Annotated in this window: 16 protein-coding genes; 11 read left to right on the forward strand and 5 right to left on the reverse strand. The window is 73.1% G+C overall.

Features of this window, described 5'->3' with window-relative positions; all coding sequences use genetic code 11:
• Nucleotides 1-153 precede the first annotated feature (153 nt).
• The 6 genes from HUT16_RS23220 (at nt 154) to HUT16_RS23245 (ending at nt 5,169) form a co-directional block, all read left to right on the forward strand.
• Nucleotides 154-1,125 (forward strand): MBL fold metallo-hydrolase, encoded by a 972-nt coding sequence (locus HUT16_RS23220; RefSeq protein ID WP_176190020.1) that lies wholly within the window; start codon nt 154-156, stop codon nt 1,123-1,125.
• A gap of 110 nt (nt 1,126-1,235) precedes the next feature.
• Nucleotides 1,236-2,603, forward strand: a complete 1,368-nt coding sequence (locus HUT16_RS39315) for an ATP-binding protein (protein ID WP_176190021.1) — start codon at nt 1,236-1,238, stop codon at nt 2,601-2,603.
• A complete protein-coding gene (locus HUT16_RS23230) occupies nt 2,600-3,019 on the forward strand; it encodes a roadblock/LC7 domain-containing protein (protein ID WP_176190022.1) in 420 nt (139 codons plus the stop codon). The genes HUT16_RS39315 and HUT16_RS23230 overlap by 4 nt, the downstream gene beginning before the upstream one ends.
• Complete coding sequence (locus HUT16_RS23235) at nt 3,016-3,369, forward strand: DUF742 domain-containing protein (RefSeq protein ID WP_176190023.1); 354 nt, start codon at nt 3,016-3,018, stop codon at nt 3,367-3,369. Before HUT16_RS23230 ends, HUT16_RS23235 begins: the two co-directional genes overlap by 4 nt.
• Before the next feature lie 67 nt (nt 3,370-3,436).
• Nucleotides 3,437-3,985, forward strand: coding sequence for an ATP/GTP-binding protein (locus tag HUT16_RS23240; RefSeq protein ID WP_176192826.1), 549 nt, complete (start codon nt 3,437-3,439; stop codon nt 3,983-3,985).
• Nucleotides 3,982-5,169: a cytochrome P450 gene (locus HUT16_RS23245; RefSeq protein ID WP_176190024.1), complete on the forward strand. Its 1,188-nt coding sequence runs from the start codon at nt 3,982-3,984 to the stop codon at nt 5,167-5,169. Before HUT16_RS23240 ends, HUT16_RS23245 begins: the two co-directional genes overlap by 4 nt.
• A gap of 65 nt (nt 5,170-5,234) precedes the next feature.
• Here the strand turns inward: HUT16_RS23245 and HUT16_RS23250 are convergent, their stop codons facing one another.
• The 4 genes from HUT16_RS23250 to HUT16_RS23265 all read right to left on the reverse strand — a co-directional run bounded on the left by HUT16_RS23250 (nt 5,235) and on the right by HUT16_RS23265 (nt 8,421).
• Nucleotides 5,235-6,023, reverse strand: a complete 789-nt coding sequence (locus HUT16_RS23250) for an AIM24 family protein (protein WP_254898352.1) — start codon at nt 6,021-6,023, stop codon at nt 5,235-5,237.
• A gap of 218 nt (nt 6,024-6,241) precedes the next feature.
• Nucleotides 6,242-6,892, reverse strand: a complete 651-nt coding sequence (locus HUT16_RS23255) for an AIM24 family protein (RefSeq protein ID WP_176190025.1) — start codon at nt 6,890-6,892, stop codon at nt 6,242-6,244.
• Complete coding sequence (locus HUT16_RS23260; RefSeq protein WP_176190026.1) at nt 6,892-7,530, reverse strand: AIM24 family protein; 639 nt, start codon at nt 7,528-7,530, stop codon at nt 6,892-6,894. Before HUT16_RS23260 ends, HUT16_RS23255 begins: the two co-directional genes overlap by 1 nt.
• A gap of 117 nt (nt 7,531-7,647) precedes the next feature.
• Complete coding sequence (locus HUT16_RS23265) at nt 7,648-8,421, reverse strand: DUF2127 domain-containing protein (protein WP_176192828.1); 774 nt, start codon at nt 8,419-8,421, stop codon at nt 7,648-7,650.
• A gap of 168 nt (nt 8,422-8,589) precedes the next feature.
• Here HUT16_RS23265 and HUT16_RS23270 point away from each other — a divergent pair, with 168 nt between their 5' ends.
• Nucleotides 8,590-8,913: a DUF3817 domain-containing protein gene (locus tag HUT16_RS23270; protein WP_254897952.1), complete on the forward strand. Its 324-nt coding sequence runs from the start codon at nt 8,590-8,592 to the stop codon at nt 8,911-8,913.
• 78 nt (nt 8,914-8,991) lie between these two features.
• Here the strand turns inward: HUT16_RS23270 and HUT16_RS23275 are convergent, their stop codons facing one another.
• On the reverse strand, nt 8,992-10,626 hold the full coding sequence (locus tag HUT16_RS23275; RefSeq protein ID WP_176190028.1) for a M4 family metallopeptidase: 1,635 nt from the start codon (nt 10,624-10,626) through the stop codon (nt 8,992-8,994).
• Between the two features lie 463 nt (nt 10,627-11,089).
• Here HUT16_RS23275 and HUT16_RS23280 point away from each other — a divergent pair, with 463 nt between their 5' ends.
• The 4 genes from HUT16_RS23280 (at nt 11,090) to HUT16_RS23295 (ending at nt 14,916) form a co-directional block, all read left to right on the forward strand.
• Complete coding sequence (locus tag HUT16_RS23280) at nt 11,090-11,629, forward strand: MarR family winged helix-turn-helix transcriptional regulator (protein ID WP_176190029.1); 540 nt, start codon at nt 11,090-11,092, stop codon at nt 11,627-11,629.
• A gap of 77 nt (nt 11,630-11,706) precedes the next feature.
• On the forward strand, nt 11,707-12,048 hold the full coding sequence (locus tag HUT16_RS23285) for a DUF3817 domain-containing protein (protein WP_176190030.1): 342 nt from the start codon (nt 11,707-11,709) through the stop codon (nt 12,046-12,048).
• Between the two features lie 177 nt (nt 12,049-12,225).
• On the forward strand, nt 12,226-13,926 hold the full coding sequence (locus HUT16_RS23290) for a methylmalonyl-CoA mutase (protein ID WP_176190031.1): 1,701 nt from the start codon (nt 12,226-12,228) through the stop codon (nt 13,924-13,926).
• 117 nt (nt 13,927-14,043) lie between these two features.
• Complete coding sequence (locus tag HUT16_RS23295; protein ID WP_176190032.1) at nt 14,044-14,916, forward strand: sigma-70 family RNA polymerase sigma factor; 873 nt, start codon at nt 14,044-14,046, stop codon at nt 14,914-14,916.
• Nucleotides 14,917-14,923 lie beyond the last annotated feature (7 nt).

Genomic DNA, 14,923 nt, shown 5'->3' on the forward strand with positions numbered 1-14,923 from the left:
AATTCACAACTCCGACCCGGGGCTCCGCTCCCGGCCCGGCCGGAATGCTCCGTTCCCGCACAACCGCCTTCCCGCCCGGCCGAGTTGAAACGCACATGTTCAATCCGTGGGCCGGAGTCGGACGGTGACACAGAGTTGGGCATAATCGCGCCCATGACGACGCGGAGCGCGCACTTCCATTCGATAGCCGACGGTATATACGCATGGCAGCCGCGGCAACGGGGTTGGGGACTGGCCAACTGCGGCCTGGTCACCGACGGCGGCACCGCGCTGTGGATCGACACCCCCTACGACCGCACCCTGGCCGGCGAGTTCCTGGCGCGCACCCGCGCCGTCCTCGCCCCCGGCGCCGAGGTCGAGCGGATCGTGGTCACCCACGCCAACGGCGACCACCTGTGGGGCGCCGGCGTCCTGCCCGGCGCCGAGGTGATCACCACCCGCGAGGCGCTGCACCACATCGCCTACGAGCCCACCCCCGAACAGCAGCACGCCCTGCTGCAGAGCCTCGACGAGGACGACGCCACCGGCGCCTACCTGCACGAGCACTTCGGGTGCTTCGACTGGGCCGACACCCCGCCCGTCGTCCCCGACACCGTCTTCACCGGCGAGCTCGAACTCCGGGTCGGCGCCATCCCGGTGCAGGTCAGCAGCCTCCCGCCGGCCCACACCAGCGGCGACCTGATCGTCCACCTGCCCACCCGCTCCACCGTCTTCACCGGCGACGTGGTCTTCGGCTCCACCCCCGAGCACCCCGGCGACCACCCCGTGCACTGGGCCGGCCCGCTCGGCAACGTCATCGACGCCGTCGAGCGGCTGCTCGACACCGGCGCCGAGACCGTCGTCCCCGGCCACGGCCCGCTGCTCACCCGCGCCGACCTGCGCACCCACGCCGGCTACCTGCGCTACGTCCGCGACCGCGCGCACGCCCTGCACGCCGCCGGCGTCCCGGCCGCCGACGCCGCCCGCACCGTCATCGACGAGAACCGCTACCCCGAACTCGGGCTCCCCGAGCGGCTGCTGGTCACCATCGGCACCGAGTACCGGCACCTCGACGGCACCGAGGCGCCCGCCATGCTGGAGGTCGTCGGCCGGATGGCCCACCTGGCCAGGCAGCGCACCGCCTGACCGACCCGCCCAGCGCCCCCGTCCCCGCAGCGACGACCCCCCGAGGACCCCATGGTCGAGATCGTGCTCGCCCTGCTGGCCGGTGCCGCCCTGACCGCCGGACCCCTGCTGTGGTCCGTCCGGCGCGCCGTCCGCACCGCCCGAGCCGCCACCCAGCGCGCCGCCGAGAGCGAGAACCGCGCCCAGGGCGCCGAGGTCCGCGCCCGGGCCGCCGAGAACCGCGCCCGCACCGGCGAGGAGCGCTCCCGCGGCGCCGAGGCCCGGGCGCACGCCGCCGAGGCCCGGCACACCTCGCCGAGGCCCGACTGGCCGCCGCAGTCCGCGAGTTCACCCACCTCGCGCACGAGCGGCTGCCCGCCGCCGCCACCGCGCTCACCCACCCCCGCACGCCCGTCCCCGGCCCGCTCGACACCGCGGGCGGCAACGAGGAACTGCACCGCGCCCTGGACGCCGTGCTGGCCGCCGCCCTGCGCGCCGCGCTCGCCGAGCGCGAACGCACCGACGCCGCCGCCCGGGCCGCCCTGCGCGGCGCCGCCTCCAAGATCCAGGCCCTGCTGATCCAGGTCCGCTCGCTGCTGGAGGAGATCCAGCTCTCCGTCGACGACCCCCGGCTGCTCGCCCTCGACTTCCGCAACGAACTCACCCTGCGCCGGGTGCAGTCCCTCGCGGTGCTCTCCGGCGCCTGGCCCGGCATGACCCGCGAGGACTCCCCGCTGGCCGAGCTCTGCGTCGGCGCGCAGTCCCGGGTCGCCGGGTACGCCCGCATCGAGATCACCAACCACCTGCGCGAACCCCGGCTCGCGGTGGCCGCCCGGGCCGCCGAGCCCGTCGCCATCGCGCTCGCCGAGATCCTCGGCAACGCCACCGCCTACTCCCACCCCGAGACCCGGGTCGTGGTCGCCGTCGAACAGGGCAGCTCCGGCGCCCTGGTGGTGGTCGACGACATGGGCGTCGGCATGGAACCCGACCAGCTGGAGCGGGCCGGCGACCTGCTCGACGGCCAGGCCGAGGTGCTGCTCACCGAACTCGGCGACCCGCCGCAGGCCGGCTTCGCGGTGATCGGCCTGCTCTGCCGCCAGTTCGGCTTCGGCTGCCGGGTCGAGCCCTCCCCGTACGGCGGCGTCCGCGCCATCCTGCGGCTGCCCGCCGACCTGCTCACCCTGACCGACCCGGCCGCCCCGCTCTCCGCCCTCGCCCCCCGCCCGATCACCCAGAGCGCCCCGGTGTTCGACGCGGGGGACGCCCTGCCCACCCGCAAGCGCCGCACCCCCCGCGTCCCGCAGCAGGACGCGGCGTCCCCCCGCACCCAGCGGCAGGACGCGCCCTCCCCCCTCCCCGCCCCGGCTACCACCACCCCCGACCGGGCCCGCAGCGCGTGGTCGGCACTCCAGTCCGGCACCGCCGCCGGACGCAGCGCCGCCGACCGCCCCGCGGCCCCCCAGGGACCCGCCGCACCCGAAGGAGTCGAAACCCCGTGACCGCCCCGCTCCGCCGCCACACCGAGGACCTCTCCTGGGTCCTCACCCCGCTGCTCGACCTGCCCGGCGTGCAGAACGCCGTCATCGCCACCGGCGACGGCCTGGTCACCGGCCACTCCGCCGACCTCGGCCGGGACGGCGCCGACCGGGTCGCCGCGATGACCGCCTCGCTGCACGCCGCCGCCCGGGCCTTCACCACCGCCTTCACCGGCGCCGAGAAGGTCGCGCTCACCCAGACCGTGGTCGAGTCCGAGCACGGCTACGCCGTGGTCACCCCCGCCGGCGAGAACTCCTCGCTGGCCGTCTTCGCCCTCCCCGGCGCCGACCTCGGCACCATCGCCTACCAGATGCAGGTCCAGGTCGCCGCGCTGGCCAGGGCGCTGGCCAGTCCCGCCCGGGAGGCGAGCCGCACATGACGACGCCGCCCCGCCGCCGGCTGGTGCCCGCCTACCTCGCCACCCACGGCCGCACCGCCGCGACCGGCACCCACGACCTGGACCGGCTCAGCGTGCTGCACGCCGCCGCCGACCTCCCGGCCGGACTCGGCGGCGAGCACCGCCAGTTATGGGAACTGGTCCGCCCCGGCGCGCTGACCCTCGCCGAGGCCGCCGCCCACCTCCGGCTGCCGGTCAGCGCCACCGTCTTCATCGCCGCCGACCTGGCCGAACGCGGCGCGCTCTCCGTCCGCGCGCCGATCCCCTCCGCCCAGCCGGTCAACCGGGACCTCGCCGAAAGGCTCCTCAGTGGACTTCGCGCCCTCAAGTAGCACCGCCCTGGCCGGCGACGCCCCGTCGGGAACCCCGGCCTACCTGCCCCCCACCGACCCGATCCTGATGAAGCTCATGGTCACCGGGCCGTTCGGGGTCGGCAAGACCACCTTCGTGCGCACCCTGTCGGAGATCCCGACCCTGCACACCGAGGAGACCATGACCGCGGCCGGCGTCCCCGTCGACGACGTCAGCCGCACCCCCGGCAAGACCGCCACCACGGTCGCCGTCGACTTCGGCCGGCTCACCCTGACCGGCGGCGAGTTCGTCCTCTACCTGTTCGGCACCCCCGGACAGCGCCGCTTCCTCCCGCTCTGGGAGGACCTCGCCCGCGGCGCGCTCGGCGCGCTCGTCCTGGTCGACACCCGCCGGCTCGCCGAGGCCTTCGACGCGATGGACCTGATCGAGGAGGCCGGCCTGCCCTACACCGTCGCGGTCAACCGCTTCCCCGACACCCCGCCGATCGCGCTCGACGCGATCCGCGCCGCGCTCGACCTCGACCCCGCCACCCCGCTGGTCGAGGTCGACGCCCGGGAGCGCCGGGGCTGCGTCGACGCCCTGATCGCGCTCACCGAGCACGTCCTGGACCGCCTGCCCCGGGAGAGCGCCCCGTGACCCCCCGCACCGCCCGCACCGCCCTCTACGGAGCCCAGTTCGCGGCCGACCCGCACGCCCACTACGCCCGGCTGCGCGACCGCGGGCCGCTCGCCCCGGTCGAACTCGCCCCCGGCGTCGACGCCTGGCTGGTCACCGACTACCACGTCGCCCTCGAAGTCCTGCGCGACACCGACACCTGGACCCGCGACCCGCGCCGCTGGCAGGCCACCCAGCCCGCCGACTCCCCGCTGCTGCCGCTGTTCGGCTGGCGCCCCACCGCGCTGTTCTCCGACGGCCCCGCCCACGCCCGCTACCGCCAGGTCATCACCGACAGCGTCGGCATCCTCGAACCCCACCTGCTCCAGCGCGACACCACCGCGGTCGCCGAACAGCTCATCGCCGAGTTCGCCCCCGCCGGCAAGGCCGACCTGCTGGCCGAGTACGCCTACCGGCTGCCGCTGCTCATCCTCACCTCCTGGTACGGCGTCCCCGACCCGGACATCGACCGGATCAGCACCGCGATGAACCGGGCCTTCGAGACCTCCTCCGGCGCCGCCGCCGCGTACGCCGACCTGGTCGCCGTCATCACCGAACAGGTCGCCGACCGGCGCACCGCGCCCCGGCACGACCTGATCTCCGCCTTCCTCGGCCACCCCGCGGGGCTCGCCGACGACGAGGTCGTCCGGCACATCACGCTCACCCTGATGGCCGGGCACGAACCCACCGCCAACCTGATCGCGAACGCGCTGCTGCGGATGCTCTCCGACGACCGGTACGCGGGCTCGCTGCACAGCGGCGCGATGACCGCGCACGACGCGGTCAACGAGGTGCTCTGGCACGACCCCCCGCTGTCCAACTTCTCCCCGCACTACCCCCGGCACGAGATCGTCTTCCACGGCACCCCGCTCACCCCCGAGCAGCCGGTGCTGGTCTCCTACGCCTCCGCCAACGCGCAGGCGGCGCTCACCCCCGCCGAGAGCGAGTCCCTCGGCGGCTCCTACGCCCACCTCGCCTGGGGCGCCGGGCCGCACCGCTGCCCGGCCCGCCAGCCGGCCGTCCTGATGGCGGTCACCGCCGTCGAGTACCTGATCAGCCGCCTCACCGACCTCCGGCTGGCCGTCCCCACCGCGGACGTCCTGTGGCGCCCGGGCCCGATCCACCGGGCCCTGACGGCCCTCCCGGTCGAGTTCACGCCCGTGTAGGGAGAGCCGCCGCGCCGGGGCGGAACCGGGGGCGCGGGGAGCCGCGCGGCCGGTTCCGCCCCCGCCTACAGCCCGAAGCGGCGGCCCAGGTCGCCCAGGTTGCCCAGCCCGGGGGCGCCGCCGTGCTGCTGCTGGTGCGGGACGTTCGCGCCCGGGACGCCGGCCTCGGCCGCGACGACGCCGACCGAGCGGTCGGCCATCAGCGTCTCGGAGGACTGCATCAGCACCTGCCCCGCCCCGATGAACTCGAACTGGTGCTCCTCGCCGCTCGCGCCGCCGATCCCGGTCAGGTGCCGCAGGCCGCCGATGACGCCGTGCAGGTAGCTGTGGTCGTAGTGGTGGCAGGGCGCGGGGCAGTCCGCCCAGCCGACCAGCGCCTGCGGGTCGACCCGGATCGGCGGCTCGACGAAGTGCACCGGCCCGTTGGACGCGGCGACGAACTTGCCGGTGCCGATCAGGGTCAGGAAGCCCGGGATGATCGACTGCTTGAGCCGCAGCGTCGGCTCGAAGGCGAGCAGGTTGCCCGAGCGCACCGTCAGGTTGCCGTCCTCCAGGTCGTACGAGTTGAGGTCGTACGACCGGTCGGCGAGCAGCAGCTTGCCGCGCCCCTCGGCGACCACCCAGTCGGAGGCGTGCAGCGGGGAGTTGAAGTTCTGCTCCAGGACGCGGTCGAGGACGCCGCGGCCGATCCCGGAGAAGCGCATCTCGCCGTAGTAGGCGATCATCTTGCCCTTCTGCAGGTAGTACGCGCCGTTCAGGTCGACCGAGAAGCAGTACGGGTTGACGTTGTCGTCGGCGGGCAGCGTCCCGACGTCCCAGACCTGCGGGGTGTCGCCGCCGGGCGGCTGGAACACCGGCGCGCCGAACTGCCCGGCGGGGCCGGCCTGGTAGGGCGGCGGCGGGGGGACGTGCATCCCGGCCTGGGTGGCCTGGTGGGACTGCTCGTACTGCTGCTGGGAGTACCCGGGCGGCGGCCCCTGCGGCGGGTACGGCGGCTGCTGGCCGTACGGCTGCTGCGGGGGCTTCTGGCCGTACGGGTCCTGCCCGTACGGGGGCTGCGGGGGGTAGGACATCAGAGCTTCACCTCGCTGGCCTGGACGTACACGGCGCCCTGCCCGGACAGTTCGAGTTGGAAGGCCTCGCCGGAGCCGCGGCCGACCATGTCGCGCCAGCCGAGGGCGCTGGAGAGCTTGTTGGTGACCTCGCCCCGGTGGGCGACGTACGCCTGCGGGTCGACGTGCACGGACTGGCCGGGGAGGATCGGGAGTTCGATCACGCCGCCGTGGGCCAGCACGGCGACGGCGCCCTGGCCGGCGAGCTTGGTGGTGAACAGGCCCTGGCCGGTGACCTGGCCGCGGACCACGCCCATCAGGCCGCCCTGCTGGCCCATGAACATGGTGGACTGCTGGAGGCTGCCCTCGAAGGCCAGCAGCCGGTCGGCCTCCACGTAGAGGGTGTCGCCGACCAGGTCGATCACGTGCACGTGGTGGCCGCCGTGGCCGAACATCACGGTGCCGTGGCCCTCGACGGTCATCAGCGGGGTGTCCTCGTTGGCGACCCGGCGGCCGATCATCGACATCACGCCGCCCTGGCCGCCCATCAGGTTGGGCTGGAAGGTGACCTCGCCGGTGTAGCCGAGCATCGAGCCGCGCTGGGAGAGGATCCGCTGCCCGGGCACGATCTGCGCGGAGATCATCTTCCCGTTGATCCGGGTGAAGGCCATCAGACCTCGCCTCCCAGCGTGGTGCGCTCGGAGGGCTGGACGTAGACCAGGCCCTCGCCGGTGAACTCGACCTGCATGGCCTCGCCGCCGCCCTCGCCGATCAGCGTGGACCAGCCGGCCCCGGACTTGAGCGCCCGGTGCAGGCTGCCGGTGTGCGCGATGTACGCCCCGGGGTCGACCCGCAGCGGCAGCCCCTGGGCGACCCGGAGGATCACCGCCGGGCCGTTGGAGGTGACCGCCGCCCAGCCCTGGCCCTCGACCTTGGTGGTGAACAGGCCGTTGCCGCTCGCCATCCCGTTCAGGCCGGTGAAGGAGGTGCCGGTGCGCAGCGTCGCCTCGGTGCAGAGCAGGTTGTCGGATTCGACGAACAGCGTCTCGCCGTTCAGCCGGACGAGGTTGATCTCGGTGGCCTTGTCGGCGAAGTAGCAGGTGCCCTGCCCCTTCACCTCCATGACCTCCATGCGCTCGCCGGTGAGCCGGCGGGTGACCATGCCGCGCAGGCCGTCGCCGCCGCCGGAGAGCTTCTTGAAGCCCATCTGCCCGGTGTAGGCGACCATCGAGCCGTTGCGTGCCTTGACGGTGTCCCCGGCGAGATCGACGGCGAGGACTCTGGACCCCTGGAGTCGGAACTGTGCCACGTCCGGGAATGTAGCGGCCCCCTCCGCCGGTGGGGAGGGGGCCGGGCGGGCTGGTACCCGTTCGGTACGAAACCCGTACATCGGACATACCGTCAGCCGGGCATACCGGACAAAAGCTCAGACCGACTGCGGCAGCGCCCCCGCGGAGACCTCCACCTCCAGCAGCGAGGCCGAGTGCCGCTCGGCCTCGAACGCGGCGCGGCCGCCGCGCAGGCCGAACAGGCGCTTGGAGAGCATGATCCAGAGCACCGCGGCGATGTTCAGCAGCAGGGTGCAGATCTTCAGCGCGCTGACGTGCTCGGTGAGCTCGTAGCCCTCCAGCGGGAGGAAGGCGGCGGTGGCGACCACGGTCAGGTACTCGGCCCAGCGGTGGCCCCACCACAGGCCGAACGCCTCGACGATCTCGATCAGCGCGTACACCACCAGCGCCACGGCCACGTAGACCAGGGTGGAGTGCTTGTAGTCGAAGGTCTTGCGGATGGTGTCGACGATCGGCGAGTGCTCCAGGTCGAAGTGGAAGTGCTCGGTGACCGGCTTGAAGACGGTCAGGTTCTCGTCGAAGATCCGGCGCACCGCGTCCTGGCTGTTGGAGAACTTCCACACGCCCCAGGCGACGATCACGATCAGCAGGCCGCGCAGCAGCCGCTCGACGGCCAGGAAGCGCAGGATGAACAGGTCGCGCAGGGCCTTGCCGCGGGGCACCAGCGGCGCGTCCTCGGCCGGGCCGGAGCCGTGCGGCTCGCCGAGCGCGAAGTCGCCGCAGCGCAGGCAGCGCCAGACGGTGCCGACGGCGGTGGCGGCGTGCAGGCGCTCGCGCAGGCCGGGTTCGTCGGGCGCGTAGGTGATGTGGCCGCGCTTGGCGCAGGTGTGGCGATCCCAGTCCCGCTTCAGCATGGTGCGTTCCCCCCGTGGGTCCGCGCGCTCCGACGCTCGGGGCGCGCAGCACAGCAGGATAGGGGGTCTCCCGACGGCGCCGGTGTCGGGTCGGTGATAATGGGGCGGGCTTGTGCATCCGTTCACAAACCCAGCCGTCCGCCGTGCCCCCCCGTGAGGAATCCCGTGAAGAGCGTCGCCGCCGTCCACCGCCTGCGCCTGGTCTCCGGCCCCGAGGGGCTGTCCTTCATCCTGCTGCTGGTCTGCTCGGTGCTCAAGCGCACCACCAGCTTCAACGGCGTGCCGGTGATGGGCACGGTGCACGGCGTGCTGTTCATCCTCTACCTGGTGTTCCTGGTCCAGGCGTACCAGGCCCGCCGCTGGGAGCCCAAGCGCGGCATCGTGCTGTTCCTGCTGTCGGTGGTGCCCACCGGCGGCTTCTTCGCCGAGCGGATGCTCGCCAAGGAGGAGCGCGGCGAGTCGGCCGCGCCGGCCCCGGCCACCGCCTGACCCGGACGTGGTGCGCGGCGGCCGGGCCTCTTCGTGGGAGGCTCGACCGCCGCGGGCTCTTCGGCTACCGGGCGGGCGTCAGTTGACGTTCACCGCGGTCCACGCCGCCGCGACCGCGTTGTACTCGGTCGAGCCGGAGCCGTACAGGTCCTTCGCCGCGTTCAGGGTCGCCGTCCGGGCGGCCTTGTAGTTGGTGGTGGAGGTCATGTAGACGGTCAGCGCCCGGTACCAGACCTGGGCGGCCTTGGCCCGGCCGATCCCGGTGACCGCCGCGCCGTTGTAGGTGGGCGAGTTGTAGCTGACGCCGTTGATGGTCTTGGCGCCGCTGCCCTCGGCCAGCAGGTAGAAGAAGTGGTTGGCCACGCCGGACGAGTAGTGGACGTCCTTGTTGCCGACGGTGGAGGACCAGTAGTCGGCGGACGCGCCGTCCTTGGACGGCTTGTCCATGTAGCGCAGCGGCGTGCCGTTGCCGTTGATGTTGATCAGCTCGCCGATCAGGTAGTCCGGGTTGTCCTTCGGCAGGTTGGCGTAGAACTCGACCAGGGTGCCGAAGATGTCGCTGGTGGCCTCGTTCAGGCCGCCGGACTCGCCGGAGTAGTTCAGGCCCGCGGTGTTGGAGGTCACACCGTGGCTCATCTCGTGGCCGGAGACGTCGAGTTCGGTCAGCGGGTGGGTGTTGCCCGAGCCGTCGCCGTAGGTCATGCAGAAGCAGCTGTCGTCCCAGAACGCGTTGACGTAGTTGCTGCCGTAGTGCACCCGGCTGTACGCGCCGACACCGTCGTTGCGGATGCCGCTGCGGCCGAAGGTGTTCTTGTAGAAGTCCCAGGTGACGGCCGCGCCGTACTGGGCGTCCACGGCCGCGGACTCGCCGTTGGAGGCGGCGCCGCTGCCCCAGGTGTTGCTGGTCTTGGAGTAGACGGTGCCCTTGCCGGAGGTCTTGCCGGCCAGGGTGGTGGTGTACTGGCCGCCGCGGGTGGCGTCCTTCAGCGTGTAGGTGCTGCCGGACAGCGTGGTGGTCAGCGAGACGTTGCCGACGAAGACGCCGTTGCCGGTGCCGGTCGCGTTGGAGGTCTGCACCTGCTCGTGGCTGGAGAGCAGCGCGCCGCTGTCCGCGTCGGTGACCAGCACCTGGTGGCTCGGGGTGCCGTCGGCCCGGACACCCTCCACGGTGGTGCGGTAGGCCAGCCGCGGGGCGCCGTCGGCGGCCCAGACCACCAACTGGGCGTCGCCGCTCGCGCCGGAGACCGAGGTGAGGGCGGCCTCGTCGGCGTCCGCGGTGATGCCGACGGTGGCCTGCACCGCGCCGGTCGCCTTGGCGGCGGCCTGGCCGGCCGACAGCTTCGGGCTCAGCGAGGCGGGGGCCAGGCTGCCGGAGACGGCCTTGTCGGTGGACTTCACCTTGCCGTTGGCGGCCTGGTGCACGACCAGGTCGCCGCCGAGCACCGGCAGGCCGTTGTAGGTGCGCTCGTAACGGAAGTGACGGGTGCCGTCGGCGTCGACGACGGCGTCCTTGACGACCAGCTTCTCCTGGGCGCCCAGGCCCAGGGCCTTGGCGGCGGCGGGCGCCTGCGCGGCGGCCAGCGCGAGCTGGTCGCCGTGGCCCAGGGCGGCGGGGCTGGGGGCGGCGTACGCCATTCCGGCGCTCACCTGGATCGCACCGGCCAGCAGGGCCGAGGCAGAGAGAACGGCGCCGACAGCGAGCTTTCGCTTCACGTACGGGTTCCTTCCGGATCAACCGCGTGTGTGCGGTCGCACCGCGCTCCGGGGCACCGGGGTCAGTGCCTGCTGGGGCGGAACGGGTGCTGACGTGCAGCTCCGTGCGGTCAGGCGACAGTCGCCGGTGGGGTGGGGCCGGCGGTGTCGAACGGGGCTGGCCAGAAGCATGACGAGAGCACGGCAACCGGGAACAGCCGTTCGGCGATTATTGGCAAACTCTCGCCAGCGGGGCGGAAATGGGGGGTCCGGGAAATCGGAGGTTTCGCTGCGAACCATGCCGCGCAGGCTGCGCCGAGGCCCAACTCCGGTGCAATCACTGAATATTGCCGGAATATGCACGGTAAAGAGCCGCCGTCGGACGGTTCTCGTCTGTTTGGCGTGATCCCGCCAAGTGGGGTGGCTTGTCCACCATCGTGGACACCTGCTACCCCCGCCCGCGCCCGCGGGTACGGTAAGGGGCGTGCCCAAGCCCCTCGCCCTCGACTTCGACCCGATCGCCCGCGCCGACGAGCTCTGGACGCTGCGCTGGGGCAAGGTGCCCTCGATGGCGGCGATCACCTCGGTGATGCGCGCCCACCAGATCCTGCTCGCCCGGGTCGACGCGGTGGTCAAGCCCTACGGCCTCACCTTCGCCCGCTACGAGGCGCTGGTGCTGCTCACCTTCAGCCGCTCCGGCGAACTCCCGCTCTCCAAGATCGGCGAGCGCCTGATGGTCCACCCCACCAGCGTCACCAACACCGTCGACCGCCTGGAGCGCTCCGGCCTGGTCGCCCGCCGCCCCAACCCGCTGGACGGCCGCGGCGTCCTCGCCGCCATCACCGACCGCGGCCGCCAGGTGGTCGAGCAGGCCACCCGCGAACTCGTCGCCGTCGAGTTCGGCCTGGACGGCTACGACGCCGACGCCTGCGCGGAGGTCTTCGAACTGCTGCGCCCGCTGCGGGTCGCCGCCGGGGACTTCGAGCTGCCCCGGCAGGAGGGCCCCGGCCGGGACGGGGCGTAGGGGCGGTTACCCTCGTACGAGCGGTGCGCCCGAGGTGGGCGCGACCCACGGACGGGCCGAGCGAGGCGAGGTAAGAGATGAAGGCGACCCCCCTGCTGGGCTGGTACCGGGCCCTGGCGATCGCGACCGGTGTCGCGCTCCTGGTGTTCTGCGGGTTCATCGTCGCCAAGTACGGCTTCGACGCGGGCGCCGACGCCACCACGTACGTCGCGATGGTGCACGGCTACCTCTACATCGGCTACTTCGTGGTGACCTTCCTGCTCGGCCAGCGGCTCAAGTGGCCGCTCGGCCGGATGGTCGCCTTCCTGGCCGCCGGCTGCATCCCGTTCGCCTCCTTCGTCGCCGAGCGCAAGGCGGTCGCCGAGGCCCGGACCAAGCTGGTCCCCGCCCAGGCCGCCCGCGAGACCGCCGGCGTCTGACCGACCGCCCCGAGCGCCCCTCCCCCCGTCCGCCGGGGGAGGGGCGCTCGGCGTTCCCCGCCCCGTCCGGCGGGTGGCCGTCGACAGGTACTAGGACGTCCGAGTAAATTACTAGGACATCCAAGTAGTTCTGCCGCCCCCACGAGGAGCGGCCGCACGGAGCGGGAGTCGGAGCCGATGGACGCCGAGCAGATCGAGGCCGGGCGGCAGCGCTGGCAGCAGCGGTACGACGGGGCGCGCAAGCGCGAGGCGGACTTCACCACGCTCAGCGGCGAGGCCGTCGAGCCGGTCTACGGCCCGCCCCCGGGCCAGGACGTCGAGGGCTTCGAGCGGATCGGCTGGCCCGGCGAGTACCCCTACACCCGCGGCCTGCACCCCACCGGCTACCGCGGCCGCGCCTGGACCATCCGCCAGTTCGCCGGCTTCGGCAACGCCGAGCAGACCAACGAGCGCTACCGGATGATCCTCGACTCCGGCGGCGGCGGCCTCTCGGTCGCCTTCGACATGCCGACCCTGATGGGCTACGACTCCGACGACGCCCGCTCGCTCGGCGAGGTCGGCCACTGCGGCGTCGCCATCGACTCCGCCGCCGACATGGAGGTGCTGTTCCGCGGCATCCCGCTCGGCGAGGTCACCACCTCGATGACCATCAGCGGCCCCGCCGTCCCGGTCTTCTGCATGTACCTGGTCGCCGCCGAGCGCCAGGGCGTCGACCCCGGCGTCCTCAACGGCACCCTGCAGACCGACATCTTCAAGGAGTACATCGCGCAGAAGGAGTGGCTCTTCGCCCCCGAGCCGCACCTGCGCCTGATCGGCGACCTGATGGAGCACTGCGCGGCCGGCATCCCCGCCTACAAGCCGCTCTCGGTCTCCGGCTACCACATCCGCGAGGCCGGGGCCACGGCCGCCCAGGAGCTCGCCTACACCCTCGCCGACGGCCTGGCCTACGTCGAGCTCGGCCTCTCCCGCGGCCTGGACGTCGACGTGTTCGCCCCCGGCCTGTCCTTCTTCTTCGACGCCCACCTCGACTTCTTCGAGGAGATCGCCAAGTTCCGCGCCGCCCGCCGGATCTGGGCCCGCTGGATGCGCGACCACTTCGGCGCGAAGACCGAGAAGGCGCAGTGGCTGCGCTTCCACACCCAGACCGCCGGCGTCTCGCTCACCGCCCAGCAGCCGTACAACAACGTGGTCCGCACCGCCGTCGAGGCGCTCTCCGCCGTGCTGGGCGGCACCAACTCGCTGCACACCAACGCGCTCGACGAGACGCTCGCCCTGCCCAGCGAGCAGGCCGCCGAGATCGCCCTGCGCACCCAGCAGGTGATCATGGAGGAGACCGGCGTCACCAACGTCGCCGACCCGCTCGGCGGCTCCTGGTACGTCGAGGCGCTCACCGACCGGATCGAGGCCCAGGTCGAGGAGATCTTCCGGCGCATCCTGGAGAAGGGGAGCCCGGACGAGCGCGGCGCCGAGCACCCGATCGGCCCGATGACCGCCGGCATCCTGCGCGGCATCGAGGAGGGCTGGTTCACCGGCGAGATCGCCGAGGCCGCCTTCCGCTACCAGCAGGGCGTGGAGAAGGGCGACAAGCGCGTGGTCGGCGTCAACTGCCACCCCCGCAGCGTCACCCCCGAACTGGAGATCCTCCGGGTCAGCCACGAGGTCGAGCGCGAGCAGGTCCGCGTCCTGCGCGCGCGCAAGTCGCACCGCGACGAGGCCGCCGTCCGGGCCGGCCTGGACGCCATGCTCACCGCCGCCCGCGAGGGCACCAACATGATCGAGCCGATGCTGCGGGCCGTCCGGGCCGAGGCCACCCTCGGCGAGATCTGCCACGCGCTGCGCGAGGAGTGGGGCACCTACCGGGAGAACGCCAGCTTCTGAGGCCCGTCCGGGGCCCGGGGGAACCGCCCGGTTCCGCCGGACAGGCGCTCCTCCGCCCACCGATACTCGAAGCTCGAAGATCGAAGATCGAGGACCGACGGGAAGGAACCCGGACGCATGAGTGGGGGAGCGCTGCTCGCCGAGCGGTTCGAGACGCACCGGCCGAGGCTGCGGGCGGTGGCGTACCGGATGCTGGGGTCGCTCGGCGAGGCCGAGGACGTGGTGCAGGAGACCTGGCTGCGGCTCGACCGGCACGCCGGGGAGGTGGACAACCTGGGCGGCTGGCTGACCACCGTCGCCTCCCGGATCTGCCTGAACGAGCTGCGCGGTCGGCAGCGGCGGCGGGAGGAGGAGCTGGACACCTCGGTGCCCGACCCGGTGCTGGCCGCGCCGGAGCGGGGCGACCCGGAGGCGGCGGCGCTGCTGGGCGACCGGGTGGGGCTGGCGCTGCAGGTGGTGCTGGGCACGCTGGGCCCGGCGGAGCGGCTGGCGTTCGTGCTGCACGACCTGTTCGCGGTGCCGCTGGAGGACATCGCGCCGCTGCTGGAGAAGTCCCCGGCGGCGGTGCGGCAGTCGGTGAGCCGGGCCCGCAGGCGGGTCAAGGAGCGGGCGCCGGAGCCGGACCGCGACCCGGCGGCGCAGCGGGCCGTGGTGGAGGCCTTCCTCGCGGCGTCCCGGGAGGGCGACTTCGCGGGCCTGGTGGCGGTGCTGGCCCCGGACGCGGTGCTGCGGGCGGACGGCGGCACGGCCATGGCGGCGCTCAGCAAGGTGATCCGCGGCAACACGGCGATCGCGTCGTCGGCGCAGAACTTCCGGCACCTGGCGCCGTTCGCCCGCCTGGTGCTGGTGAACGGTGCCTACGGCACGCTGACGGTGGTCGACGGCGAGCCGGTCTCGGTGATGTCGTTCACCGTGGTGGACGGCCTGGTCGCGCGGATCGAGGTGCTGAGCGACCCGGACCGGCTGGCCGGGCTCAAGCTGCCCGGCTGAGCCGGGC

The organism is Kitasatospora sp. NA04385 (assembly GCF_013364235.1).
In the GTDB taxonomy this organism is placed as follows: Bacteria; Actinomycetota; Actinomycetes; order Streptomycetales; family Streptomycetaceae; genus Kitasatospora.